Raw genomic sequence first — 26,294 nt, 5'->3', positions numbered from 1 at the left:
TTATGCTAATCACTTCTTCTCGCAAACCTTCTGTCAATACTCGCACGTTGTGCAAGTATTTGGCAACTTTTTTTAATTGTAAATATCTGACCCGGGGGAAAATGGGTCTTGCTGACATTATGTCACATTCCGACGACCCTCATGTAGTTGTTGTTGGTGATTATCATGGTAGTCCGGGCAGTTTCATTTTCTATGGCGAGGATGGGGAAGAACTTTTGTCCATTCGTCTGAGCATGTTCTACCCTGAAGACTATAAGTTTACCAATCTCAAATCCGTTGAACCTGTCCTGGCGGGTGATTCTGAATTGGGTGAACTCATTGCACATTACTTTGATATCTATCAGGGTGATTGTGATGGCATATCCAAATGTATCAGAGTTGAAGACGACCGTATGGAGTTCTTCTATTCCGGAAGGTTGCTTTTCAGATTTAACATTAAGAGCTACAGGGTAGCGGAGGCAGCTGATTGAAATTACTGTCTGAATCAGTGATACTGATGGATGATCCGGAAGCCGTTTACAGGGCTATTCTGCCGGAACTGGAATGTACTGTGACCGACAGGTCTTCTGTGGATGTGGAGGTCAGGGTATCTTCTCTTGTGATGACGATCAGCTCCGATGACATGATCTCCATGCGTTCCACACTGAACACATGGCTTCGTCTTGTGCAGATCGCTCATGATGTATGTGAGGTTGCCAGGGTTGCCCGTAAAGACGTATGAGATGCCCTGCTTTCTGTTTTAGTTTCCTGCTGATAGAAACATTAAAATCATTTCAGGTTTATTCTGTGGTCAGGTGAAACCAAAATGAGTTCAGAAATACCCCCACAAGTACAGAACCAGCTTGCGCAGTTGCAGCAGGTTCAGCAGCAGGCGCAGTCTCTTGCAATGCAGAAGAATCAGATGTCTTCCATGCAGAAAGAGATCGAAATGGCGCTTGAGGAGCTTGAGAAACTTTCAGATGATGCTGTTGTTTACAGGGCTGTAGGAGATCTCCAGATCCAGTCCAACAAGGAAGATACCATGGCAAAGTTGAATGAGAGGCTTGAGACACTTTCATTGAGGCTTCAGTCCATCTCCCGTCAGGAAGAGCGCATCTCAAAGCGTTTTACCCAGCTTCAGGAACAACTTCAGCAGTCAATGGGTACACAGGGACAGTAATCCTTGTAAACCCGCCGATTATCTTTTTACGTGAGCCCGTGTCCCTGTGGATCATGCTCTCGTGAAAGGATGAGAGGTAGCAATGCAGGTTGATGAAGCTGGCTTTTACAATCGACTTCTGGATTATCACAATATCTTATATCTATGCCATCGTAATGCCGATCCTGATGCCATAAGTAGTGCATTTGCGCTCTCTGAGGCAATAGGGGGGACCGTTGGTCTAGTTGATGGGTGTAACAGGGTTGCATCCCTTCTTGTAGATAAACTGGAGATCGATGTAGTAGAAGGCCCGGATCCGAATGATTATGATCTGGTAGTCGTAGTAGATACATCTACCAGCGCACAGCTTAATGATATAGAACTTTCTAATTATTGTGTGATAGACCATCATGCAACTACCGCACTTACAGAAAATGCTTCTTTTTATCTTCACCGCAATGCAACGTCTGTGGCAGAGATCGTTTATGATGTCCTCAACTGCATGGGTGCTCCCATCATGCACAGGATGGCACTTGGGCTAATGGCAGGGATAGTTACGGATACCGGTCATTTCAAGCATGCCACAAGCAAGACCTTCAAGACCTTTGGCGAGATCATCGAGTCAAGTGGTGTGGAGTATGCAGAAGTCCTTGACCTTATGGCATCCACTCCTCAGGACGTTTCAATGAGGATCGCGATGCTAAAGTCTGCTTCACGTGCAAAAATTGAGCGTGTTGGTGACTGGCTTGTTGTAACATCCAATGTGAGCTCCTTTGGAGGCTCTGCATCTTCCATGCTGATCAACATTGGCGGGGATGTTGCTTTTGTCGGAACTGCCAGGGGCGATAGCATAAGGGTCAGCGGTCGTGCAAAACGTGATGCTGTGAATGCAGGTGTTAACCTTGGCAGGATCATGGAGGAGATCAGTAATAACTATGAGGGTACCGGTGGCGGTCATGCCGGTGCTGCAGGAATTGATGTCGTTGCAGATATGGACACTGTTCTCTTTGAGTGCGTCGAGTCTGTAAAACAAATATTGCAGGGAAAGGAAAACCCGTTGAGTTTATAAATGGTTATGAAAAACCATCATCAATATTAATCAACAATAGTGTGATACTATGATAGAATACTGGAATCCACAGATCGAGAGAATGCCTGTCGATGAGTTAAAAAAAGTACAGGAGCAGAAATTATGTCAGCTCGTGAAATATGTCTATGAGCATTCTCCTTTTTACAGGAAGAGGTTCGATGATGCGGGCGTAAAGCCTGAGGACATAAAGACACTGGATGATGTTACAAAGCTTCCGTTCACATTCAAGCAGGACCTTAGGGACACCTATCCTACAGGTATGTTCTGTGTACCGAACAACAAGCTTGTACGATTCCACGTTTCATCCGGAACCACCGGTAAGCCTACGGTTGTCGGTTATACCGACAATGACATCAAAGCATGGTCAACTTCCCTTGCACGTGCATTGACATCCATCGGTGTAGGCAGGGATGATGTCATGCAGATCGGATATGGATACGGCCTTTTCACAGGTGGTCTTGGTATGCACTATGGTGCCGAGGAAGCAGGCTGTACGGTTCTCCCCACAAGTTCGGGTAATACTGAAAGGCAGATCGAGCTCATGCAGGATCTTGGTACTACTGCGATCGCATGTACTCCTTCCTATCTTTTGTTCATGATCGAGGCAGCAAGGGAGCTCGGAATAAGCTTCCAGGAAGACACAAAGCTTCGTGTTGGTGTACTTGGTGCTGAACCATGGTCAGAGGAGATGCGTCAGAGGATAGAGGAGTCCACAGGTATCAAAGCATACGACATCTTCGGAACATCCGAACTTAGCGGCCCTCTTTTTACGGAATGCCAGTACCAGAACGGTATCCACATATGGGCAGACCAGTTCCTTGTAGAGGTCATCAACCCCGAGACCGGTGAACCCGTTGCAAATGGGGAGCGTGGAGAACTTGTGATCACAACACTGGTCAAAGAAGCATTGCCGCTCATCAGGTACAGGATCGGTGATATCACCGTACTTAACTGGGAGCAGTGTGAGTGCGGACGTACACACCCACGCATCATGCGTGTGCTCGGACGTGCTGATGATATGCTTATCGTTCGTGGGATCAATGTCTTCCCGGGACAGGTGGAATCGGTCCTTATGAAGATCCCTGAGGTAGGTGAGCACTTCATGATCATTGTTGACAGGATCAACGAGCTGGATGTCATGAAGGTCCAGATCGAAATGAACGAGGCTGCTTTCAGTGACAAGATCAATGATCTCATGGAACTTGAGAAGAAGGTTGGTGCAGCCCTTAAGAGCGTACTGAATCTTGCTGTCAAGGTCGAGCTTGTTGAACACGGCTCACTGCCACGTTCAATGGGCAAGGCAAAGAAAGTGATCGATAACAGAAAGATATAATACATTAGAAGCAGTCATTCTAATAGAACTTAAGGGGTTGATCTCATAGAAGAGAAAATGATCAAACAGATCTCATTATTTGCAGAGAACAAGCCAGGAAGGCTTGCAAACATTGCTGAGAAGTTCAAGGAGGCCGGCATCAATATTCGTGCATTCACTATTGCAGAGGCCGGTGACTTCGGAATCATCAGGATGGTTGTTGATGAGCCGGATATGGCTCATAAAGTGCTCCATGATGCAGGTTTTACTGTATCCGAGACCAATGTCCTCGGTGTTGAGATGGAGGATATCCCTGGTCAGCTTGCCATGATCGCTGATGTTCTTAGTGAAAAGAACATCAATATCGATTATGCTTATGCATTTGTCACTAAGACAGAGAAGGCCTTCCTTATCGTACGTGTCAATGATATCCGGGGTGCTGTCAAGGCCCTTGATGGCGCAAACATCCGTCTTCTCGATATGAGCGACGTACATAACATTTGATCGGATAGGGCACGATAAAGTGCATGTCCTTTCCCTTTCTTTTTCGATCTACTTTTTGATTTATATATCTCAGTAACGTTTTTATATCAGCTTTTCAAATTTCGTGCATGGAAGATAAATCGATTGTGAACTGGGAAACGACACTAAAAGCAAAACTTCACGGTGCTCACACAACTGTTATTGGTGAACGCCAGGGGAAAAAGGTCCTTGGTATCATAAGTCAGCACGAAGAGGTCAAGAGTATCATCCCATCTGTTATAACCGTCAAAGGAAAGAGCTCTCCAGGTGGAAATCTCACTGCAAAGGTCCTGCGTCCTGATGAAAGAGGCAACCTTAGAATGCTTTTGTCACACGGTACTTCCTCACAGGAGATCAGGATCGTTACAACAGTTGCCACTCACGATGAAGGTGAGCGTGTAATGGAAGAGCTTAATGCCCTGCTTTTTGATATCTAACTTTATTAAGGTGTAATTTATGTTCGTCGGTGTTGATCACGGTACCAATGCAATGCGTTTTGCCGGGATCGAAAAAGACGGTGTGAAAACATTCGAATTGCCGCGCTCAGAAGTGGCACTCATGTCCGGAGATGAGATAATTTCATCTTTCACATCAGGGCTTGGGGTTGACATCACTGATATTGAACTTGCTGCAGTTACTTATTCCATGGGTGATGGCATAGTTGCCATTGAGGATCTCAAGAATGTCGAAGCCCGTGGTGTCGTAAGCATCGAAGGTGTTGGGAAGAAGACCGGAGCAGGTACTCTCGTATTCGATGCGATCAGGGACTCTGTTATGCCAGCTGTACTGATCCCCGGTATCCATTCAAAAAGCAATACTGATGCCCGGATGAACGTATTCTCACATTCAACAAGTCCCGAAAAGATAGGTATCGCATACAATGCCAGATGCAAAGGTGTAGATGATCTCGTGGTCTCTGATATCAGCTCCAATACCGTGACCGTCGGTGTTTGCGGAGGCAGGCTTGCAGGTGCTATCGATGCCTGCATATTTGCTCCGGGTACCCAGCACGGTCCGCTCGACCTTGAAGCCATAAGGAACGTCGATGCAGGTAAATGCAGTGCAAATCAGGCCTTCATGAATGCCGGGGTACTAAGCCGCAGTCCCTATTCCAGTGTCGCTGAACTTCTCAATTCACTTGATGATGGTGAGGATGAGGCTGTGCTTGCAATGGAACGTATTTCACTCTTTGCTGCCATGGAGATTGCTGCAATGCAGGTTCTCATGGAAGACCTTGGCTCAAGGGGCAAGGTGTTCCTTGCCGGCTCCATGGGTGAACATGAGTTCGTTGTTGAACGCATAGGAAGGCATCTGGGTGTCAGGCCGGATGTGCTTGGCAAGTGGAGTGCTGCCATTGGATGTGCAGAGATCGCACGTGATATCGCCGGCGGTGCTGTTCATATTCTCGGACTTGATGTTCATTTTAAAGTCTGATACATAAATCCTGAAATTTAAAATTAATAGATAGGGGTATGATCTTCCATATCTGTTGTTTCATACCATATCCCTTTGTTAAATTTTAACGGATCATCCTATCTTTTTAATAAAGGTCAGGCCTGCGGTCATTGAATACCGGGATCGCCTGTCTTGTTTGTTCCATCATGGAAAAGTCTATCTCATGAATTATAATGCACTCTTTATCTTCTGCATCTGCAAGGACATTTCCAAGAGGGTCAAGTATCATTGTGGCCCCAAAGAACGTGGAATCGGGATCAGAGCCAGTTCGATTGCAGGCGACATGGTATATCTGGTTCTCAACAGCACGTGCTGTTGCAAGTGAACGCCACTGGTATTCCCGGGGGTTCGGGAATTCTGCGATGGTCACGAGGATATCGGAACCTTCGATCGCAAGCTTTCTTGCAATTTCCGGAAAGCGTATCTCATAGCAGATCTGCAGTCCGATGGTGATGTCGAGACTCTTCAGGCATATGGGTTCGATACTGTTCCCGGCTCTGAAATAGCCTTTTTCCCTTCCGAATGGGTGTGTTTTGGTGTATGTTCCTGCAAGTTCTCCATTTTCGATGCAGAATCCCAGATTCGTGAAAACGGTTCCTTTATTTTTTGCCAGTTCGTTCTTATTAAGATCGGGTTCACTTTTCCCTATAATGGAACCTATCATAACACACGAGTTATGTCTTGAGAATTCTTTTAGCCTTTCGATCGTAGGGAATGGTTCGGACTCTCCTGCATTTTCCAGTTCTTCGTAGCAGAAACCTGTTGAGAATACTTCCGGGAGAACTATCAGGTCCGCACCATGTGAGATCGCTTTCTCTGAAAGCATGAGCGCTTTGTCTATATTGTCCTGTTTATTGCACTGGGATATGTCCATCTGGATCGCTGCGGCTTTTATGTTTTTCACTTGATAGCCTCTCTTTTTTTGGATTGATTCTCTTGTTCTCTGTATATATTTATTTGCTGTAACGTTACATTAATATGCAACTACCTTCTTTTACAGCCCAAATTAAGACAACTAACCTTCAATGAGGCTTTTATTGTGAGTGATGAACTTTTTGATCTGCAGGTAGGTTATGTCAAATTCAGTAACCCCATAGCCCTTGCACCAATGGCTGGAATTACCAATAGTGAGTTTGCGAATACCCATGCACAGAATGCCGGTCTTGCTGTGATCGGTGGATATAATCTGGACAGCGAGACGAATGCTGCAGCTTCTAAACTTGTTGAGAGGGGCAGGGAAGAGTTCATTACCGGATCACCGCTGGAGTTCCTTGAAAAGGAGGTAAAAGCAGTCGATATAGATGGCGCTGTTGCCTTTAATGTCAGGAGCACAACTCTTGATCCATTGCTAAAAGCTGCTGAGATCATAAAAGAAGCCGGTTACATTCTTGAGCTGGATGCTCACTGCAGACAGGAGGAAATGGTCTCTATCGGTGTCGGTGAAGCTTTGATAAAGGATCAGCCTAGGCTGGCAGAATGGATCTCTAAGATCAAAGAGATCGGTGTCGTTCTCTCCGTAAAGGTTAGGGCAAACGTTGTTGATGATATTGCTCTTGTAAGGGTCATTGAAAAGGCAGGTGCCGACATACTTCATCTTGATGCCATGAAAGAAGGTGCAGGTGCTGACCTGAGCGCAATATTGCGTGTACGTGATTCTTCCAGGATATTCCTGATCGGAAACAATTCCGTTCTTGATTTCGATGATGCTAAAGAGATGTTCTCAAGAGGTGCTGATATGGTCTCTGTTTCAAGAGGCGTTCTTCAGGACCCACATCTCATAGATGACCTTGTTGATGAGGTGACCCTGCTTCAGGAACAGATGGGCTGGTACAATTCACCAAAACACGTCTGTCGTGGCGAGGGTGACCTTCGCGGACTTGCATTCTGCTGTCTTCCGGTCAAACCCTGTGCTGTGCACAATAAGGCCGGGCAGCTTGGCTATAGTCCCCGGGAGTTTGCAAATATAAAAATGGAGTTTGCAAAGGGAACACCTCTTGAATTTGGTGATAGTACCTGCTTTGGCAGCCTCGTATGGTGTTGTAAGATCTCAAAGCCCTGCTACTTAAGGGATGGCGTCCTTGACCTGCTTGACCTTTCTGCAGCAGATTACATGAAGCTTAAGAAAGACCTTGCAACTTATATACTAGATAATGCTAAAAAACCAGTGAATGAATCCTGATTATTGCGGTCCGGTGTCCGATGATGCTTGCTGCAGCTTCGGCTCTGCAGCATCCTATATCGCACGCTGTGCTCAGCTTGCAATGGTCCTTGAGGTCTCATCATCCCCCAAACCCGGGAATATAGACCGTCATCATGACTATGATGATACCAGGTATGAGCATTTTCTTGCATCAGCTATCAGCGTTTCTCCTGTAATTGAGAATGCAGCCAGAGGATGTGTATCTATTGGCGAGAGCCTTAAATATGCTGTTTACCAGAGCAATTGCTGGCAAAGCGGCGGTAACACCCACTTCGGTGCATTTCTCCTGCTTATTCCACTTTCCATGGCTGCAGGGCAACTTCTGGATAATAGTGGGAAATTTGATGTGGCAATGCTTATCAGCCGTGCTCATGAGGCAGTTCGTTCATCTGATAATGACGATGCCCTTGACTTTTACAGGTCTTTCAGTTCAGCAGGCGTTCGTGTGAACGATGTGGACGATTTCGATCTTCAGGACGAGTCTTCACTTGATTCGTTGAAGGAAGAAGGGGTGACCTTGTACGATCTGATGAAGATCTCGCAGGGGTATGACCAGATCGCAAATGAGTGGGTGACCGGCTTTAAGAACTGTGCATATTGTGCGCAGACAATAATCCGTCTGATGACAGCTTCCGAAGGTGAGGATCGGATCGATGACATCAATAACGTTATCGTTTACACATTCCTGAAGTTGCTTTCGGAAAATGCTGATACTTTCATCCGGACAAAGACTAATATAGAAACAGCGGAAAATGTTTCTGTACAGGCAAAGTATATTATCTCACAAATTGAAAATAATGGTTATGATATCAACGCATTCCGGAGTGAAATTGAGGACTTCGATGAGGAACTACTGAGGCAAAAACTGAATCCGGGATCCACAGCTGACATTATAATAGCAGGCATTTTCATAGCATTGCTTGGAGGTTTGAGGTTCTAATGGCACATATCGATCTTGACACTTTTGGAATAAATGAAGGTATAAATGAAATGATAGTGACCACCTATCATGGCTGGTCTCCAAATGCTGCTCCGATGGGTATAATTCGAAAGAATGATGAGTTGCTTGTGAGGCTCTTTAAAGGATCAACAACATACAGCAATGTCATGGCAGAGCGCTTGCTTGTGGCAAATCTCGTTTACGATCCTGTTCTTTTTGTGCGTACCACTTTTGGTGATATCGATGACTCTGAGTTCGATGTTTTTACAAATGCCGGTCGGCATTTTTCAGTTCTTAAGAATGCAATGTGCTGGATTGTCTTTGAGTGTACTGATATAAAAGAAACTTCCGAAGCGCTGGTAGCAAAACTCAAACCTCTCCATGCACGTATGAACGAATCTGTCCTGAAGTCCGTGAATCGTGGTTTCAATCTGCTGATCGAATCCTGTGTGCATGCAACACGCTATGAGATCACAAAAGACGAAAAGTACATGAGGCTCATAAAGGCCTATTCAGGCACTGTGAACAAGTGCGGCGGTAAAAGTGAAAAAAAGGCAATGGAGCTTCTTCTGGACCATCTTGGGGAGAACAGGTAACTAATGTCTGACGACTTCATGGATATTGCTGTTGAAGAAGCACGCAAGGGTATGGAAAATAACGAAGGCGGACCCTTTGGTGCTGTGATTGTAAAGGATGGTAAGTTCATCTCCAAAGGGCACAACAGGGTCCTTGGAACCAAAGACCCTTCTGCACATGCTGAAATTGTCGCTATACGCGAAGCTTCTTCATTACTTGGAACTTTTGATCTTTCAGGTTGTGAGCTTTATGCCACCACAATGCCCTGCCCTATGTGTCTCTCTGCCATATGCTGGGCGCGTATCGGAAAAGTCTATTATGGAACAAGCACCGAGGAAGTTGCTGCAATAGGTTTTGATGACGGGAAGATATATGAAATACTGAAAAAAGGGGCTTCAGCATCCGTATTGGAAAACTCCCATGTCGAATGCAAAGGCTGTCGGGACCTGCTTGTCGAATGGGAGAAGAAACCGGATAAGATCATGTACTGATCAATTACCGGTACCTGGATCGTATTCAAGTGTTTCTTTTGCTTCTTCGGGTCTTCCAAGTTTTAAAAGTAGTTCTGCTTTGTTCTCACGTGCTGCTATAAGATCAGGTTCGATCTGTATCGCGTTTGTCAAAGCAGTTATTGCATCCTCATCCCTGCCGGCTTCTGCGAGGCAGTTGCCAAGACAGTACCATGCATCTGAGAATGATTTTCTTATTTCAAGTGCCTTGCTGTATGCTTCGATAGCTTCTTCAGTCCTTCCCAGCTTACTAAGGGTATTTGCTTTGGAATACCATACTCCTGCCGCATTTGTCTTTATCGTTGGGTCGGGGTTGATGTTCAGGAAGGAATATCTTGGAAACTCAAAGTCCATTATGCCTGCATATTCTATGGCTTTACTATATGCTTCAAGTGCATCTTCAAAAAGTTCCATCTGATAAAGGGCATTGGCCTTGCAGTACCATGGATCAGGGAATTCCGGTTGCATTTCAATAGCCCTTTCAAGTATATGAAGTGCTTCTTCATATCTGCTGATGCTGAAAAGCACAAAACCTTTGCTGAATATGATCTTTGGGTCTTCCGGTTTCCTGCTCAAAGTCTCATCGATGATCTGAAGGGTATCCTCGTATCTCTGAAGCCTGAAAAGGATGAAACATTTATTGAACCTGATATCCATTGCCCTTTTTGCAACGTTGTTAGCCTCATCCTCTATCCCTTCTTCCAGAAGCAGTTGCTGCATCTCATCCAGTATATCTGCCGCTTCGTCGTATTTTTCCAGTGCTTCTTCATATCGGCCAAGTTCAAAAAGAACGTATCCTTTTCCATAAGTGCTCTCTGCTGTTTTTTCCATCTGCTTGAGCTTTCGCCTGAAAGATGATTGACCAATTATATTTTTGAAAATGCCCATAGGTTGAATTAGATTAGGAATGGTGATATAGTTTTTGCAGAATGGATGGAATATTTTCCATTTCTGCATTATTATGAGTATCTTTCCCATGTGACAATGCTTTTTATCCTATTAAGGTCAAATTTCTCATGAGATATAACATACTTATAAAAAACAAAATGAATTTTTGTATGTTCTTTGCATTAATGTATAAATAGGGTCACAATCTTATACATATCTACAAACTTAGGGGTTGATCGGATATCTGCCGGAAAAACGAATATTGACGGGGCAAAAAAATCTTTTCTTGATCCTGAATCCATGGATGAGGTCTTTACTTCCGTGATCAACTCAAGCCCTGCAATGGTTTTTGTCTGGAGGGAAGAAGAAGGCTGGCCTGTGGACTTCGTTTCAGAGAACATATCCCAGTTTGGATATGCTGCAGAAGATTTTATTTCCGGGAAGCTTCGCTATATTGACATTCTCCATCCTGATGATGCAGAGATGGTAATGTCCGAATCATTGCGTCATGTGAACAAAGAAGACACAAGCTTTGACCTGAGATACCGCATTCTCACACGTTCGGGAGAGGTCAGATGGGTCGATGAGAGGACTTCTGTTCATTATGATCAGTCTGGTAATATCCGGTTCTATCATGGTATAGTTGTTGATATAACCGAGCAGAGGGTGGGAGATATGGCTCTGCTGGACGGTGCTCTGGAAATGAAGAGCACACTGGAATCGGTCATTAATTCCAGTCCTGTTGTAGTATTCCTATGGAGGCCTGAAGAAGACTGGCCCGTTGAATTCGTTTCAAAGAACATTGGTATGTTTGGTTACTCTGTGGAAGATTTTACATCGGGCAGGCTTGTTTATGCTGATATTGTACATCCCGATGATATTGGCCGTGTACGTGCAGGGGTATCCAAATCAACTGAAGGTGGTTATTCTGATTTCTTCCAGGAATACCGGATAATTACAAAGGCAGGTGAGATCCGTTGGGTGGACGAAAGGACACACCTTCATCATAATTCTAAAGGTGAGGTCATATATCTTCAGGGTATTATTGTTGATATCACCGGGCGCAAGAAGATCGAGAATGCTCTGCATACTGAAGAAATGCGCATGGAAGCCCTGCTTAACCTTTACCAGATGACGGATGCTTCTGTTCAGGAGATCGTTGATTTTTCACTGGCTGAAGCTGTAAGGCTGACTGGAAGCCAGATGGGGTATCTTGCTTTTGTTGGTGAGGACGAGAAGACCATCACGATCGAGTCCTGGTCCGGGGAAGCTATGGAGGAATGTTCCATTAAGGGTCAGAAGCCGGCATCCCATGTTGATCATGCAGGTCTCTGGGTCGAGTCGATGAGGCAGAAGCTCCCTATAATCATCAATGATTATTCAAAGGAGAACCCCTCCAAGAAAGGTTATCCTGAAGAACACATGAGAATTGACCGGTTCCTTAGTATCCCAATATTTGAAAGGGATCTCATCGTTGGTCTTGTTGGCCTGGCCAATAAGAGTGAAGACTATGATCTGTCTGATGTGCGCCAGGTGACCCTTCTGATGAATGGGATGTGGAACATCCTGCTTCATAAGAAATCGGATTGGGAACTTCACCGTTCACTGGATATACAGAAGATACTTGCAGATGTTATTAAAAGCAGCCCTGCGGTTGTTTTCCTCTGGCGTGCCGAGGAGAACTGGCCTGTTGAGTTCGTATCTGAGAATGTTTCCCAGTTTGGTTATTCTGTTGATGATTTCATTTCAGGCAGGCTTTCCTATGGAGATATAGTCCATCCTTATGACCTGGAACGGGTGCAAAAGGAACTTGCAAAAAGGGTGGATGCAGGTTTCATGGACTTTAATCAGGAGTACCGCATTTTTACCAAGCATGGGGATGTGCGCTGGGTTGATGAGAGGACCTTCATAAAACATGACGAGGAAGGGAATGTAAGGTATCTGCAGGGTATTATTGTTGATGTGACCGACAGGAAGCATTCTGATGATTTCATGCATATCCAGCTTGATCTTGATACTGTACTCAGTTCTGCTACCACCATGGAGGAAACATTTGAACAGATGCTCAACTTCAGTCTGAAGATCGACCCTGTGGATTCCGGAAGGCTGTATCTTCTGGACGAGGTCACGGGGGACATGAAGCTTGTTGCACATAAAGGTCTGTCTGATCGTTTTGTGGTGGATACTGCTGTTTTCCCGAAAAATTCAGTCCATAACCGCCTGATCATGACCGGTCAGCCGGTATATAAACATCATTCGGAACTTAATGCTATTGGCACCGGTGAGAAGCTTCGTTATGAAGGTCTTCATGGTACGGCGATCATTCCTGTGAAGCACGAAGGTAAGGTCATAGCAGCTCTTTGTCTTTCATCACACAGTGAATACGAGATCCCTGACAACTCACGTGCTTCCCTTGAAACGATAGCCAATCAGATCGGAATCACGATCTCAAAAATGCGCTCAGAGTCAGGCATCTCCCTGAAATACAATGACCTGCGATCGCTTGTTGATATGATGGATGAGCTACTGGTGGTCATGGACATGGAAGGTTATGTCCTTTATACAAATAAAACAGTGGGCGAATTCCTTGGATTTATGGCGGGTGATCATTCGGATGAAAATCCTGATATCCATTATCTTGAGCTTCATCCGGAATCTCAATGGGACCATGTGGATTCGATCCTCTCGAAAGTAAAAGTCGGAAAGACCATTGTGTTCGAGACGCTTATGGTGAGCGCTGAAGGTACTTTGTATAAGGTTGAGACAAGGCTTGTTTGTGGTGAGTGGTCAGGAAATCCATGTATCCTTTCCACATCGCGTTTCGTTGAATGATCCTGCTTTTTGGAACCTTGTGGTCAATACTCTTTATCGAATTATTTCCTTACATGAACATAATAAAGAGCCTTATATATGAGTATGCAGATAGGATGTTTCAGCTTTTAAAAAGTGCTTCTGCTGAAGCACTTCCAATGTTTATTCCGGAGTGTATATATGAATCAGAAATATGTAGCGATCTTTTTAGCGGTCATTATGGTCATGTCCATATTCACTTTCTTTATCAGTGCGACTATGGGTCCAACAGAGGAGGACAGTTCTTCTGTAGAAGCAGCCAGTTTTGATTCCGTATCTGGCAAGCATGTGGAACTTGAACTGAACTCTATTGAAGACGGACTTGCAGTGACAGCTGGGGATGCTGTTGCAGTACAGTATTTTGATTTCCAGACTATCAGTGGCACTCCCCTTGAACTGCTAACTGGGAACACATCACAGCTTGATGGTATTTACGGGGTACGCGTCAATAAGATGTATCGTGCACAATACATTGATGGAACAGAACTTAACATGCATGAGATCTCACCGCAGGTAATAGCATTCCAGTACTATCTTGCTCCTGAGCTGTACAATGGCTATCAGCTTCTCTCACGCGGGAACAATGTGTATAATGTGGTTGGTGAACCAATGCTTTTCGGTGAAAAAGCTGAAGTTGAGTCTGCTCTGGACGCGATCGAAGGTAAAGCTGAATCGAATACTGAGTTTGAAAGGGTTCTGGAATTCGTAGAGCCCGGAGCTGAGATACAGCAGTTGATCTTAGTGGATGATGGTTTTGCAGATCAATACTACTTTGGTTTGAAACTTGAGGATGGATCAACTCTCTCAAGGACAACGGTCTATCTTAACCCTGCTGAGGATACCATCAACAATGTTACAGCCCTTTCAGCTAACAGCTCAGAACGCGCCCTTTCATATGACATTTATTCAGAGGACGATATCCTTAAAGTTACTGTAACCTCAGATGTTGCAAACTTCTATTCCCTGGCCATAGAGCCGGCATGGTGAGATCTTTTCTCACCTTCTTATTTTTGTTCATCCTTTTTCTGAGATATGGCTTGATTTTGGCGCAAGCTATATATGTAAATGCCACGATTCATAGCAAATACTTTGGTGGATTAAAGTGTAGTCCCATGAGGGAAAATGCCAATTCATACTAAAGTGAATACAATGAATGATGACAAGCCGTAGCATAAGATACGGTTTCGAAGGAGAATATAAATATGGCAAAATTTGACGTTCCTGACGAATTAGCAGATAAGGCACTTGAAGCAATCGAACTCGCAAGAGACACCGGTAAGATCAAGAAAGGTACAAACGAAGCAACAAAGGCTATCGAGAGAGGCATTACAAAGCTTGCGGTCATTGCAGATGACATTGAGCCAGCTGAGATCGTTGCTCACATTCCTGCTCTTTGTGAGGAAAAGAACACTCCATACATTTTCGTTAAGCAGCAGAAAGAGCTTGGTGCAGCCTGTGGTATAGGAGTTGGCTGTGCAGCTGTTGTGATCACTGACGCAGGCAAGGGCAGCGAACTTGTAGAAGACGTTGCACAGAAAGTAAGTGCACTCAAATAAACGGTAACCGGAGGCATCTCAAATGGCAGATGATGATACAGGCTTTGCAGCCGAGGTTATCGATGTTATCGGCAACACCGGTATGCATGGTGAAGCAAGCCAGATCCAGTGCAGGGTACTTGAGGGTCGTGACAAGGGCAGGATCATTACAAGGAACTGTGTAGGTCCGGTAAGGATCGGCGATGTGTTCATGCTTATGGAGACATCAAGAGAAGCTAAGAAATTAACTACCAGGTGATGATAATGGAACAGAGAAAGTGTTCATTCTGTGGTGAGCAGCTTGAGCCGGGAACCGGCTTGCTCTTCGCAAAGAAAGATGGCTCTACCTATTATTTCTGTTCTTCAAAGTGCAAGAGCAACTTCGATCTTGGAAGACTTCCAAGGCGTACTATCTGGACAGAGCAGGGCAGAATATTCCTGAAGAAAGCATAAGTAGGTGTACCTGATGGAAAGAACTTATGTTATGGTCAAGCCTGATGGCGTACAGCGCGGTCTTGTCGGCGAGATCCTTTCAAGGATCGAGAAGAGAGGACTCAAGCTCGCAGCTCTGAGGATGAACGTAATGGCTGAGGCTACTGCAAAGGAGCACTACAAAGAGCACTCTGAGAGACCATTCTTTGCTTCCCTCGTAGAGTATGTGACCTCAGGTCCATCCGTTTCAATGGTCGTTGAAGGTAAGGACGCTATCAAGATCATGCGCGCTGTCAACGGTGCGACAAATCCTGTAGAAGCATTACCTGGCACCATACGTGGTGACTTCGCAATTGAGACCGGAAGGAATGTTGTCCACGCATCCGATGCTCCTGAATCAGCAGAACGTGAGATCGCTCTTCACTTCGAAGAGTCTGAGATCGCAAGCTATACCAGGATCGATGAAGGACAGCTTTACGAGTAAGCTCAAAGGATCTAACCATCTGGCAACTAAATGGTATTCAGAAGCTTCAGGTCGGGCAATTCCTGACCTGTCGCAGATGTCACATTTAATGGGCATTGAGTGCCCTGTATATTTTTATCGCTGATCAGATCAATATGATTATTCCAGAGGAAGTTACACCATGGCTGTAAAGGAGAACTTAAGGACCCCTATTGTATGTGTAATGGGGCATGTGGACCACGGAAAGACCTCACTGCTCGATAATATTCGCGGAAGTGCTGTTGTATCCGGTGAAGCTGGAGCTATTACCCAGCATATCGGTGCAACTGAGGTTCCTATTGAATCCATTGTGGAGAAATGTGGTGATCCCGGTCTGCTGGACAAGTTCATCGTCCCGGGATTGTTGTTCATTGACACTCCCGGTCATCATGCTTTTACGACCCTGAGGAGCCGTGGTGGAGCTCTTGCGGATCTTGCTGTCGTTATTGTGGATATCAATGAGGGCTTCAAACCCCAGACCATTGAAAGCCTGCATATATTGAAGCAGCACAAGACACCCTTTGTGGTGGTTGCCAACAAGATCGACAAGATCCACGGATGGGACCCTCATAAAGGAGCTTCTTTCCTGGCGTCCTACAATAAGCAGAGCGAACATGTGAGGGCAAGTCTGGACACCAAGTTCTATGAGGTCGTGGGTGAACTGTATAATCATGGCTTCAGCTCGGACAGGTACGACCGGGTAGCTGATTTCCAGCACAACATCGGTGTCATACCAATCAGTGCTATTACAGGAGAAGGAATTCCTGATCTGTTAATGGTTTTACTTGGACTGGCACAGAGGTTCCTGGAATCAAACCTGCATTATAATGCGGAAGGTCCGGGTATCGGAACCGTACTTGAAGTAAAAGAAGAACGTGGTCTTGGAACCACTATTGATCTTATACTTTATGACGGTACGCTGAAAAAAGGTGACACAATTGTTGTTGGAAGCCTTGGAGAACCTATACAGACCAAAGTACGTGCAGTGCTTAAACCTCGTGTCCTTTCAGAGATCAATGTTGAGGACAAGTTCAAGCAGGTCAGCAAAGTAACCGCTGCTATTGGTATTAAGGTATCGGCACCAAATCTTGACGGTGCTCTTTCAGGTGGTTCCGTAAGGGTTGCGACCCCAGATACCCTTGATGCAGTTGTTGAAGAGGTTCGCAGTGAGGTAGAGGATGTCAAGATCGACACTGACCAGAGTGGTATTACCATAAAAGCAGATACGATAGGTTCTCTTGAAGCTCTTGTGAACGAATTGAGGAAAGAAGATATCTCGATCCGTAAGGCAGATGTGGGTGATATCTCCAACAGGGATATCGTGGAAGTTTCGGCTATCGAAGAACCACTCCACTCAGCGATAATCGGATTCAATGTCAATATTCTCCCCGATGCAAAGGAGAAGTTGCAATCTACGGATGTCAAGTTGTTCATGAACGATGTCATCTATCGTCTTATTGACGATTACAAGGACTGGATCAAAGAGCAGCGTGCACTATCTGAGAAAGCTATCTCCGAGACCATCGTCAAACCGGGAATGTTCACTATTATGCCTGATTGTACGTTCAGGCAGAGCAAACCGGCTGTTGTGGGTGTAAGGATCATTGGCGGTGTTGTCAAGACAAAGGTCGATGTGGCCACAGAGGACGGCACTGTTGTAGGTACTATAAAAGGCCTACAATCCCGCGGTGAGAATGTTGGTCAGGCTCGCATTGGTATGGAAGTCGCTATGAGTATCGAGGGCCCCACTGTGGGCAGGCAGATACACGAAGGCGATGTACTGTATGTGAACATACCTGAAAGACATGCTAAGATCCTTGAGCATGAACTTTACGATTCACTTTCGGCGGACGAAATAGAAGCAATGGAAGCATTCCTTGAGATCAAAAGAAGGGACAACCCCTTCTGGGCGAAATAAATATAAAACAGATGTCTGTTAGACATATACCAGATTCAAATTAACTAAAAAATAAATTAAATTTCACTAATATTCGGAGGCAAATCATGGTAGATTTCAAAGTTGTAGTTTCAGATCCAAAAACCAAGACCTACCAGTTTGATATCACTGGAGCTGAGGCAAACCAGTACATCGGCAAGGCTATTGGCCAGACAGTGGATGGTTCAACAGTAGGTCTGGAAGGTTATACCCTTACTATCACAGGTGGTACCGACAACAGTGGTTTTGTAATGAGCCCTGACCTTCCAGGTTCAAAGAGGCAGAAGATCCTCGTTGCAAGAGGCGTAGGATATTCACCAAAAGCAAAAGGTGTACGTCGCAGGAAATTCCTTCGTGGAAGGGAGGTCGCAACAGATCTTACCCAGATCAACACAAAGGTAACCGGCTATGGCGCCAAGTCCATTGAGGATATCCTCGGTGGCGGTGAAGAAGCACCTGCAGAAGAGTGATATTCTCACTCTTTTTTTTATCTTTTTTAAGTCTTTATTTTATTGATCTACTTGATGTTGGATCAATTTCTGGAGTTCAATCTCTCTTATAGTTATTTCAGTTTATTGCTATTGCATTTCTTATAATATTGCCAAATTCTGCAAACCCAATCCTAATTTGCTGATCATTTTATTTTTCGCTGAAAAAAGATATATTATATGATTGATTCTTACCTATAATTTTCTTATATATTTCATAATTTAAAAAGGTGGTATGTTGTCAGACGATATGAAATTGACTCGAATTAAAAGATGCACTCCGCGAACATCATTGCGTCTTTCCCTGTCACTTTTACTTCTGTTTATCATATTAGTGGCTCCGGTAAATGCTTCCACTGTAACCGAATGGGTGGCGAGTGGGAACGATATGCTTGAAGAAGGGGATTATGAAGGTGCATTGGAGGCTTTCGATTATGCGATCTCATTGCACCAGACGCATCCTGCTGCATGGCTGGGTAAAGGCGATGCATATTATGCGCTTGGCGATTATGAGGAAGCCATAAAGGCTTATGATTATACACTTCTGTATGATCCCTCTTCCATGGCCGCATATGCAGGGAAGGCAGATTCTCTCCTGAGGCTTGGAAGATATGAAGATGCCTGGGTCCTTTATGATGAAGCAACAGTGATTGGTACTGATGATGCTAATATCTGGTACCGTAAAGGAAGGATACTTTATGAGTTGGGGCAGTACGATGCTTCCATTGAAGCATATGATACTTCATTATCTATCGATCAAAAGTTTATCTTCTCATATTCAGGGAAGGGATATTCACTTCTTAGGATAGGAAAGTATTCAGAAGCACTTGATAATTTTGAGACGGCTATCGGATTGAACAACGATTATCTGGTTGCATGGGTAGGTAAGGGCGATGCTCTCTATGGTCTTGGACTCTATGAAGATGCCATTGATGCTTACGATCATGTGATCTCAGAGGACCCTGAATATGCTTCTGCATGGTCTGGAAAAGGTTATTGTCTCTATGAGGTGGGAGAATACGAGGATTCAATAGCTGCTTTTGATCAGGCAATATCCATTGAGCCGGATTTTGTGAATGCTTTAAGTGGAAAAGGTTTCACATTCTTTGCTCTCGGTGAATATCAGCATGCCATTGAGGCCTTCGATGCGGCCATTGAGGCAGATCCGAACTATGCTAAAGCCTGGGCCGGGAAGGGTGACTCCTACTCTGAACTTGGTTATCTTGAAGAGGCACTGAGTTCCTATGAAAGGTCAGTCGATATCTTTGCAGGTGATGCGGATGTTCTGTACAACCTCGGTCGTGTGCTGTATGACCTTGGAAGATTTGAGGAAGCACTTGCTGCCTTTGAAGCAGCACTTGAGCTCGAGCCTAAAAATTCTCTCGCACTTATAGGGCAGGGATACACCCAGTATGAGCTTGGTGATAAGGAAGATGCACTGGAATCATTTGATGATGTATTATCTTTCGATCCTGAAAATGAAGGAGCCCTTGAAGGTAAAACCATGGTCGAGGCCCAGGTAAAGATGGGATGGCTCAGAAGTCCTTATTCAATTGCAGCGATCATAATTGTTCTTGCAGCATTTGTGCTCTATTTCTATTACAGGAAAAACATACAGGCTATGGAGTAATAGTTAATCCTATTATTCCTGTCCTAATATTTTTTATTTCTTAAATTTCAGAGGTACTATTTTAATTCCTTTCTGATAATGCTCTCATCATAGCTATCTCTTTCCTTGTGATGAACACAGCGACCACACATGCAAGGAAATCCGATATTGGGAATGAGATCCAAATGCCGTTGAGGCCGAAGAACCATGGCAAAATTATCACCAGCGGTGGGAGGAATATGATCTGCCTGGATAGTGTTACAATAAGTGATCCTTTTGATTTGCCAAGTGATTGCAGGAGTGCTGTGGCAACCACCTGGTAACCTATAAAAGGCATCATAAGGAACGAGATCTTCAGTGCAGTTATTCCCATGTCTATGAGTTGTGCGTCATTGCTGAAGATGCGCATGATCTGCTCAGGTACCAGGAACACAATTACTGTACTTGCGATGCACATTGATGTAACGATATAATTTGAAAGGGAGATCGTTTTCCTGACCCTTGCAAACTCGTTTGCTCCATAGTTATATCCCACTATCGGCTGAATCCCCTGTTTTATTCCGATGATCGGCATGAGTGTCAACATGAATACCTTGATGACTATGCCAAAGACCGCGATCCCCACATCTCCTCCGTAGAGCAGAAGGCTCTGGTTAAAGATCAGGAAGAGGGCACTCTCCACTACATTGAACACGAATTCTGACATGCCGATGGAAATGGTCTCAGACATTATCCCGGTCTCCGGCTTCATGTAAGGTACTATCAGGTCCAGTCGGCTCATGCTGCTTGTATAATAGTAAATGATCATGATGCAACCGATCACCTGCGAGATAACTGTGGCGATGGCGGCTCCTTTTACCCCCATCCCGAACTCGAAGATGAAAAGCGGGTCAAGAATGATGTTCGCAATGCTGGATATTACCATGATGGCCATTGCAAAGCGTGTGTTCCCTTCTGCACGGATGGCATTGCTCATGGCTGCTGAGAATGTGAAGAATGTTGTGCCAATGACGATGTATCTGGTATACTCATTTGCAAAAGGTAGCACGGTCTCAGATGCACCAAAGATCTTAAGCATGGGGTCAAGGAACATTAAGGCAAGGGCTGTGAAAGCAATACTGGCTACAACGACCAGTGTGATCATGTTGGCAACCGTTCTCTCAGCTTTTAGTATGTCCTTCTTTCCAAGTGCCCTTGAAATAATGGAAGAACCTCCGATACCTACTCCCAGAGCTATCGCCATCATCAGGATCTGTACGGGGAAAGCCACCGAAATGCCGGCAATACCCAGCATACTCTGTTCTCCCAGTCCTCTCCCAATGAAAATTGTGTCCACGAGGTTGTATAATGCCTGGACAAGCAACCCCACAATAGCAGGCACAGAGAGTTTTACAATAAGGTTGCCTATGGATTCCTTTCCCAGCATTACATCTTTGGCATGCATTGTTCTTTATCTCGATCATTAGTTCCCGGGGGACTAACGTGTAAGAGAACTTCTTGTACTTATAATTAGCTGGGATTGTTTCAGTGTTCCAGACAATTTAGAGAGTAATAGTTGATTCATTTATTCATTGATTTATTTATTTGTTTATTCATTTATTCCAAAGATCATTTCTTTAACCAATAAAAGATGAAAGTATAGGCGAATGAAATTTTATGTTTGCATATTTTGGATACGGTATAATTAATTACTATAAAGCTAAAAGAATATGTGATATTAAATAGTATAATTGTGGTTATCAGGTGAATTGGTTGTGGCTGAATGGTATGTAATGATCGATATTAAGAGGATAATATCATGAAGAACGAACTTGGAATGGACGTTCCCTCTTACGTATGCGAAAAAGCAAAAGAGATAGGATGCTACCAGGGAGTTAAATACGTTTATATGGACGGAGACTACGGTGGTAAGTTTCCTGCATCAAGTTTAGGTGGCAAAAAAGGCACACGTTTTGAAGACATCGATAGTGCAAATGCCTGTAAGATCGATCTTGGGTCCGGATGGATAACATTTACATCTCCTTTTGATGACGGTACGAATGCCTCCGGAGATGGAAGTGAAAAGCAGAATAATGATTCAGATCTCAGATCATATGCCTCTTCTTCTAAAAAAGAGTCGGATATTGTGGAATCTCTGGGTCCGAAGGCTACAGATTTTGAGCGGAGACTATACGAAGCGACAAAGATCTGGAAAGAACAGGAAGAGCAAAAAAGAAAACAACTTGAAGATGAGTTGTTGAAAGAGTGGGATGATGCGGAGCAAAAGCATCTTGAAGATGAGTTGTTGAAAGGGTGGGATGATGCAGAGCAAAAGCATCTTGAAGAAAAGAAGCTTGGTGAACCTCAGGTAGATGCAAAAACAAAAGAACCTGATGGCGACTTGCTGAAAGGGCAGGAAAATGTGGAAATAACAAATCCTGGTCATGAGGAGCTTCGGGAAAAGCAGATAGTAGCTAAAATAAAGCATCCTGGACAAGAGAAATTACGTAAAGGACAGAATAAAGAAGAAGGAAAAAGCCCTTTAGAAAAGAAGTTACAAAACGAGCAGTTGAAAGTAAAGGAAAAGCTGCGTGAGCCTGTAATCCACAATAAGTCAAAGAAAAGGGGCTGGATCAAGTGGGCGGGCATTATATTAGCAGCTTCTTTGTTTTTATGTTTTGTTGCTATTCCATTTACTGATAATTCGAAGGGGATCTCACGTCAGGGTCTGGTGCTCCTGGATAAAGCTCCGACTGTTGTTGCAACTGAAAACAATAATGATACTCTTGTCAGGGAAGAGGTGGTTATTCTCCCAGAGGAACCTCCTGAGAACTTCACAAATTCTATCGGGGTAAAGTTTGTGCTGATCCCTGAAGGTGAGTTCTTAATGGGTTCTTCTGATGATGAAGATGGCAGATTCTATGATAGGGAAGGTCCTGTTCATGAAGTGACCATTGAAAAGGGTTATTATCTTGGTAAATACGAGGTTACCCAGAAGCAATGGGCTATGGTCATGGGTAGTAATCCATCTCACTCCACAGGAGACAACCGTCCTGTTGAAAAGGTCTCATGGTATGAAGTACAGGAATTCATTAACAGATTGAATTCAATGGAAGGTACGGATAAGTATCGTTTGCCGTCTGAAGCAGAATGGGAATATGCCTGCAGGGCAGGCACGAATACCAGGTATCATTTTGGAAACAATGAATCCATCTTGCATGAGTATGCATGGTATAACGAATACATTTATTCAGTTGGTCATCTCAGACCAAATAACTGGGGTCTGTATGATATGCATGGTAATGTCTATGAATTTGTTCAGGATGACTGGCATTCTGGTTATGAAGGTGCTCCGACGGTTGCAAATGCCTGGGTGGATGCTTCTTCCGATCTTCGAACCCTGAGGAGTGGTAGTTTGAATGGGGATCCCGATACCTGCCGTTCTGCCAGCCGTACATCTATTGATCCTGATCTTCGTCTAAGTAATGTAGGATTCCGTCTTGCAATGGATGTATGATCGTCATACTGATGAGGAATAATATATTTCTCATCAGTTTTTTGAATTATTTGCTCCTGATAGAATGTATTGGAATGGACTGGACTAAATAATGGGAATTGATAGAACAGGATTGGACTGTAAAAGAATAGTTTTGACCATGGCAGGTTCGAAAGAATAAGCCAGAAATCTTTTTTTGAACATGAATTATTTATTTCATCACTTTCATTAATTACTTGGGGATATTATGCAGGACGAACTTATCAATGAAGCAACTGATGACAACTGGGAAAAGTTGGTCGAAAAGGAACCACTTCCGGTAGTGGCAATGTTCTATCTTACAACATGTCCGCATTGCAAAGCTATTGAACCATATTTCAGGGAGTATGCCGAAGAGTTTGGAAGTTCCTGTAAGTTTGTCAGGATCGATGCAGAGCAGAATTCCTGGACTTCCGAAAGGTATGGAGTTGAAGGAACCCCTACATTCGTTTTCCTTTGCGGAGGTACAGTAACACTGGGTCTTGCCGGTGTTTCGCATCCTTCTGTACTTAAAGGCCATATTGAAAATCTCGTTAAAGACGGAGCTAAATGTGCTGCTAAGATCACGAAGCTGAAGTACGATATCTCATTGTATGAATGAGATTTCAAGTAAATATTAGTTTGAATTATAGATATCAGACTGATAGTAACTATATACAGTTATAAAAATAGAATATTAAGGGCCTATGAAGACCCTTTTGGTATTTTTTTGGATCAGTTGTCTTTGTTCTCCAGAAGCTCCACTGCCATGTCACGTAGTTTGAACTTCTGAATTTTTCCGCTGGCTGTCATTGGATATTCCTCAACGATGAAAATATGTTTAGGAACCTTGTAGCGTGCAATCTTTGTCAGGCTGTAATCACGGATATCTTCCGGTGTGAGCTTTGCACCATCTTCAAGCATAACGAATGCACCTACGATCTCTCCGTATTTCTCATCAGGGATGCCAATAACCTGTGCGTCCTTTATGCCATCAATGGTGTAGAGGAACTCCTCGATCTCCCTTGGGTAGATATTCTCTCCACCGCGGATGATCATGTCCTTTATCCTGCCTGTGATACGGTAATAGCCATCCTCGTCAACTGCTGCAAGATCACCGCTGTGCAGCCATCCGTCCTTGTCAATGGCTTTTTCGGTCATCTCCGGCATCTTGTAGTATCCTTTCATGACGTTGTAGCCACGGCAGCATATCTCACCCTGTACGTTCGGTCCGACGGTCTCGCCGGTCTCAGGGTCTACGATCTTTACCTCAATATGCTCCATTGCAGTACCTACGGTGCTCACACGGCGTTCAATGGTATCATCGGTGCTTGTCTGTGTGAACACAGGTGATGCTTCTGTAAGGCCGTATGCAATAGTGATCTCCTTACAGTTCATGTCCTCAATGACCTTCTTCATGGCTTCTGTTGGACATGGTGAACCTGCCATAATGCCGGTTCTCAGTGAGGACATGTCGAACATGTCAAACATTGGGTGTGAGAACTCTGCGATGAACATTGTCGGGACGCCGTAAAGTGCAGTACATTTTTCCTTCTGGACAGCGGCAAGTACAAGAAGCGGATCGAACAGTTCGATCATCACAAGGGTTCCGCCATGTGTGAGAGTTGCGAGAACAGCAAGGACTATACCGAAACAATGGAAAAGTGGAACCGGCATGCAAAGCCTTTCTTCCTTAGTGAATTTCTGCCTTTCACCAATGTAGTATCCATTGTTGAGGATGTTCCTGTGTGTAAGCATGACACCTTTCGGGAAACCAGTGGTTCCTGAAGTGTACTGCATGTTGATGACATCCTCACAGCTTAGTGTCTTCTTTATACGGTCAAGCTCATCCCTGTCAGTGTGCTTTCCGAGAAGAAGAAGTTCAGCAGTGTTGTACATTCCCCTGTGCTTTTCCTGCCCTATATAAATGACACTTTCGAGGTAAGGATATTCCTCGCTCTTGAGGTTTCCTCTTTTGCAGGTCTTAAGTTCAGGGACCAGATCGTAGACGGTTTCGACGTAATCAACATCCCTGAAGTGGTCGACAATGGCGAGAGCCTTCATGTCAGACTGTTTCATTACATATGCAAGTTCATGGCTTTTGTATGCGGTGTTCACTGTTACTAATACCGCACCGATCTTTGCAGTTGCGAAAAGGAAGGTCAGCCAGTCAGGGACATTGCGTGCCCATATACCGACATGGTCACCTTTTGTGATACCTATGGACATCAGTCCTTTTGCAAGGTTGTCGACCCTCTCGTTGAATTCCCTGTATGAAAATCGCAGGTTCCGGTCAGGATAGACCATGAAGTCCCTTTCAGGGTCCTTTCTAACCTGTTCCTCAAAGAACTCGCCAATGGTTGATTCAGTAAATAGCATGATATCAGGTCCTTTTTATTTTTCGTTCGTTCTTATCAATCTGCAACGAGGTGTTCACTTAATGCCTCCCGGATATCATCCGGTAAAGGTACTGACTTCCTGTTTATGAAATCATAATGTACTATTACAGCAGTTCCTTTTGTCTTTAGTTCTCCTTTCTGCCAGGCCTCATGTAATAATGTGAAGGAACTGTTCCCGATCCTCTGGACATAGGTCCTTATTTCAACATCCCCGTCGAAGAACATCTCTCCAAGGAAGTCGAAATCTATCCTTGCCATTATCAGGTTCCATTTTTCATGGGATAGGTCGAGATCAGGTTGGAACATCCTGAATACAGGGTTCCTTGCAAGTTCGAACCATTGAGGGAGGACGGTGTTATTTACGTGGCCAAGGCCATCGATATCGCCAAATCTTGGTGTCACAGTTGTAACGAACATTTC

Annotated in this window: 28 protein-coding genes; 23 read left to right on the top strand and 5 right to left on the bottom strand. The window is 44.4% G+C overall.

The window, feature by feature from the left end:
- Positions 1–2 precede the first annotated feature (2 nt).
- From ACR3I3_RS11355 to ACR3I3_RS11320, 8 genes are all read left to right on the top strand, one after another.
- The gene (locus tag ACR3I3_RS11355; protein WP_440952360.1) at positions 3–470 is read left to right on the top strand and encodes an rRNA maturation protein; all 468 of its coding nucleotides are present in this window, start codon (positions 3–5) and stop codon (positions 468–470) included.
- Positions 467–721: a KEOPS complex subunit Pcc1 gene (locus ACR3I3_RS11350; RefSeq protein WP_440952359.1), complete on the top strand. Its 255-nt coding sequence runs from the start codon at positions 467–469 to the stop codon at positions 719–721. The genes ACR3I3_RS11355 and ACR3I3_RS11350 overlap by 4 nt, the downstream gene beginning before the upstream one ends.
- Positions 722–805: 84 nt before the next feature.
- Positions 806–1,159, top strand: a complete 354-nt coding sequence (locus ACR3I3_RS11345; protein WP_440952358.1) for a prefoldin subunit beta — start codon at positions 806–808, stop codon at positions 1,157–1,159.
- Between the two features lie 82 nt (positions 1,160–1,241).
- A complete protein-coding gene (locus ACR3I3_RS11340; protein WP_440952357.1) occupies positions 1,242–2,207 on the top strand; it encodes a DHH family phosphoesterase in 966 nt (321 codons plus the stop codon).
- Positions 2,208–2,256: 49 nt separating this feature from the next.
- Positions 2,257–3,561: a phenylacetate--CoA ligase family protein gene (locus tag ACR3I3_RS11335; RefSeq protein ID WP_440952356.1), complete on the top strand. Its 1,305-nt coding sequence runs from the start codon at positions 2,257–2,259 to the stop codon at positions 3,559–3,561.
- Between the two features lie 45 nt (positions 3,562–3,606).
- Positions 3,607–4,044 carry an ACT domain-containing protein gene (locus tag ACR3I3_RS11330; protein ID WP_440953799.1) on the top strand — a complete coding sequence of 146 codons (438 nt, stop codon included), beginning with the start codon at positions 3,607–3,609 and terminating at the stop codon, positions 4,042–4,044.
- Between the two features lie 107 nt (positions 4,045–4,151).
- Positions 4,152–4,499 (top strand): DUF2103 domain-containing protein, encoded by a 348-nt coding sequence (locus tag ACR3I3_RS11325; protein ID WP_440952355.1) that lies wholly within the window; start codon positions 4,152–4,154, stop codon positions 4,497–4,499.
- Between the two features lie 19 nt (positions 4,500–4,518).
- Positions 4,519–5,496 (top strand): methanogenesis marker 12 protein, encoded by a 978-nt coding sequence (locus tag ACR3I3_RS11320; protein ID WP_440952354.1) that lies wholly within the window; start codon positions 4,519–4,521, stop codon positions 5,494–5,496.
- Between the two features lie 106 nt (positions 5,497–5,602).
- On the opposite strand, the gene ACR3I3_RS11315 is transcribed toward ACR3I3_RS11320, so the two are convergent.
- Positions 5,603–6,421, bottom strand: coding sequence for a carbon-nitrogen family hydrolase (locus ACR3I3_RS11315; RefSeq protein WP_440952353.1), 819 nt, complete (start codon positions 6,419–6,421; stop codon positions 5,603–5,605).
- 135 nt (positions 6,422–6,556) lie between these two features.
- Here ACR3I3_RS11315 and ACR3I3_RS11310 point away from each other — a divergent pair, with 135 nt between their 5' ends.
- Genes ACR3I3_RS11310 through ACR3I3_RS11295 form a run of 4 tightly spaced genes read left to right on the top strand, consistent with a single transcriptional unit; the run spans position 6,557 to position 9,724 of the window.
- A complete protein-coding gene (locus ACR3I3_RS11310; protein ID WP_440952352.1) occupies positions 6,557–7,696 on the top strand; it encodes a methanogenesis marker 9 domain-containing protein in 1,140 nt (379 codons plus the stop codon).
- Positions 7,686–8,657, top strand: a complete 972-nt coding sequence (locus ACR3I3_RS11305; RefSeq protein WP_440952351.1) for a triphosphoribosyl-dephospho-CoA synthase — start codon at positions 7,686–7,688, stop codon at positions 8,655–8,657. Before ACR3I3_RS11310 ends, ACR3I3_RS11305 begins: the two co-directional genes overlap by 11 nt.
- Positions 8,657–9,253 carry a DUF447 domain-containing protein gene (locus tag ACR3I3_RS11300; RefSeq protein WP_440952350.1) on the top strand — a complete coding sequence of 199 codons (597 nt, stop codon included), beginning with the start codon at positions 8,657–8,659 and terminating at the stop codon, positions 9,251–9,253. The genes ACR3I3_RS11305 and ACR3I3_RS11300 overlap by 1 nt, the downstream gene beginning before the upstream one ends.
- A gap of 3 nt (positions 9,254–9,256) precedes the next feature.
- A complete protein-coding gene (locus ACR3I3_RS11295; RefSeq protein WP_440952349.1) occupies positions 9,257–9,724 on the top strand; it encodes a nucleoside deaminase in 468 nt (155 codons plus the stop codon).
- Here the strand turns inward: ACR3I3_RS11295 and ACR3I3_RS11290 are convergent, their stop codons facing one another.
- A complete protein-coding gene (locus ACR3I3_RS11290; RefSeq protein ID WP_440952348.1) occupies positions 9,725–10,630 on the bottom strand; it encodes a tetratricopeptide repeat protein in 906 nt (301 codons plus the stop codon).
- Positions 10,631–10,930: 300 nt separating this feature from the next.
- Between ACR3I3_RS11290 and ACR3I3_RS11285 the strand changes: the two genes are divergently transcribed.
- The 9 genes from ACR3I3_RS11285 (at position 10,931) to ACR3I3_RS11245 (ending at position 20,003) form a co-directional block, all read left to right on the top strand.
- Complete coding sequence (locus ACR3I3_RS11285; RefSeq protein ID WP_440952347.1) at positions 10,931–13,462, top strand: PAS domain-containing protein; 2,532 nt, start codon at positions 10,931–10,933, stop codon at positions 13,460–13,462.
- A 159-nt stretch (positions 13,463–13,621) separates the two neighbouring features.
- A complete protein-coding gene (locus tag ACR3I3_RS11280; protein ID WP_440952346.1) occupies positions 13,622–14,467 on the top strand; it encodes a hypothetical protein in 846 nt (281 codons plus the stop codon).
- A gap of 215 nt (positions 14,468–14,682) precedes the next feature.
- Complete coding sequence (gene rpl7ae, locus ACR3I3_RS11275) at positions 14,683–15,036, top strand: 50S ribosomal protein L7Ae (protein WP_440952345.1); 354 nt, start codon at positions 14,683–14,685, stop codon at positions 15,034–15,036.
- Positions 15,037–15,058: 22 nt separating this feature from the next.
- Entirely contained in the window at positions 15,059–15,274 is a 216-nt protein-coding gene (locus tag ACR3I3_RS11270; protein WP_048205001.1) for a 30S ribosomal protein S28e, read from the top strand.
- A gap of 5 nt (positions 15,275–15,279) precedes the next feature.
- A complete protein-coding gene (locus ACR3I3_RS11265; protein WP_440952344.1) occupies positions 15,280–15,468 on the top strand; it encodes a 50S ribosomal protein L24e in 189 nt (62 codons plus the stop codon).
- A 13-nt stretch (positions 15,469–15,481) separates the two neighbouring features.
- Entirely contained in the window at positions 15,482–15,931 is a 450-nt protein-coding gene (gene ndk, locus ACR3I3_RS11260) for a nucleoside-diphosphate kinase (protein ID WP_440952343.1), read from the top strand.
- A gap of 160 nt (positions 15,932–16,091) precedes the next feature.
- Entirely contained in the window at positions 16,092–17,867 is a 1,776-nt protein-coding gene (infB, locus tag ACR3I3_RS11255; RefSeq protein WP_440952342.1) for a translation initiation factor IF-2, read from the top strand.
- Positions 17,868–17,953: 86 nt separating this feature from the next.
- On the top strand, positions 17,954–18,355 hold the full coding sequence (locus tag ACR3I3_RS11250; RefSeq protein WP_440952341.1) for a 30S ribosomal protein S6e: 402 nt from the start codon (positions 17,954–17,956) through the stop codon (positions 18,353–18,355).
- A gap of 253 nt (positions 18,356–18,608) precedes the next feature.
- Positions 18,609–20,003, top strand: coding sequence for a tetratricopeptide repeat protein (locus ACR3I3_RS11245; protein ID WP_440952340.1), 1,395 nt, complete (start codon positions 18,609–18,611; stop codon positions 20,001–20,003).
- 61 nt (positions 20,004–20,064) lie between these two features.
- Here the strand turns inward: ACR3I3_RS11245 and ACR3I3_RS11240 are convergent, their stop codons facing one another.
- On the bottom strand, positions 20,065–21,426 hold the full coding sequence (locus ACR3I3_RS11240; RefSeq protein ID WP_440952339.1) for an MATE family efflux transporter: 1,362 nt from the start codon (positions 21,424–21,426) through the stop codon (positions 20,065–20,067).
- 354 nt (positions 21,427–21,780) lie between these two features.
- Here ACR3I3_RS11240 and ACR3I3_RS11235 point away from each other — a divergent pair, with 354 nt between their 5' ends.
- Both ACR3I3_RS11235 and ACR3I3_RS11230 read left to right on the top strand, forming a co-directional pair.
- On the top strand, positions 21,781–23,478 hold the full coding sequence (locus ACR3I3_RS11235; RefSeq protein WP_440952338.1) for an SUMF1/EgtB/PvdO family nonheme iron enzyme: 1,698 nt from the start codon (positions 21,781–21,783) through the stop codon (positions 23,476–23,478).
- 226 nt (positions 23,479–23,704) lie between these two features.
- Positions 23,705–24,097: a thioredoxin family protein gene (locus ACR3I3_RS11230; RefSeq protein WP_440952337.1), complete on the top strand. Its 393-nt coding sequence runs from the start codon at positions 23,705–23,707 to the stop codon at positions 24,095–24,097.
- Between the two features lie 113 nt (positions 24,098–24,210).
- Here the strand turns inward: ACR3I3_RS11230 and ACR3I3_RS11225 are convergent, their stop codons facing one another.
- Positions 24,211–25,854 (bottom strand): AMP-binding protein, encoded by a 1,644-nt coding sequence (locus ACR3I3_RS11225; protein WP_440952336.1) that lies wholly within the window; start codon positions 25,852–25,854, stop codon positions 24,211–24,213.
- Positions 25,855–25,889: 35 nt separating this feature from the next.
- Positions 25,890–26,291: an acyl-CoA thioesterase gene (locus ACR3I3_RS11220; protein ID WP_440952335.1), complete on the bottom strand. Its 402-nt coding sequence runs from the start codon at positions 26,289–26,291 to the stop codon at positions 25,890–25,892.
- Positions 26,292–26,294 lie beyond the last annotated feature (3 nt).

The sequence above is a fragment of the Methanococcoides mangrovi genome, from assembly GCF_052057775.1.
In the GTDB taxonomy this organism is placed as follows: Archaea; Halobacteriota; Methanosarcinia; order Methanosarcinales; family Methanosarcinaceae; genus Methanococcoides.
Note: the sequence above shows the minus strand (reverse complement) of the source record. Positions and strands in the feature narration are given on the sequence as shown.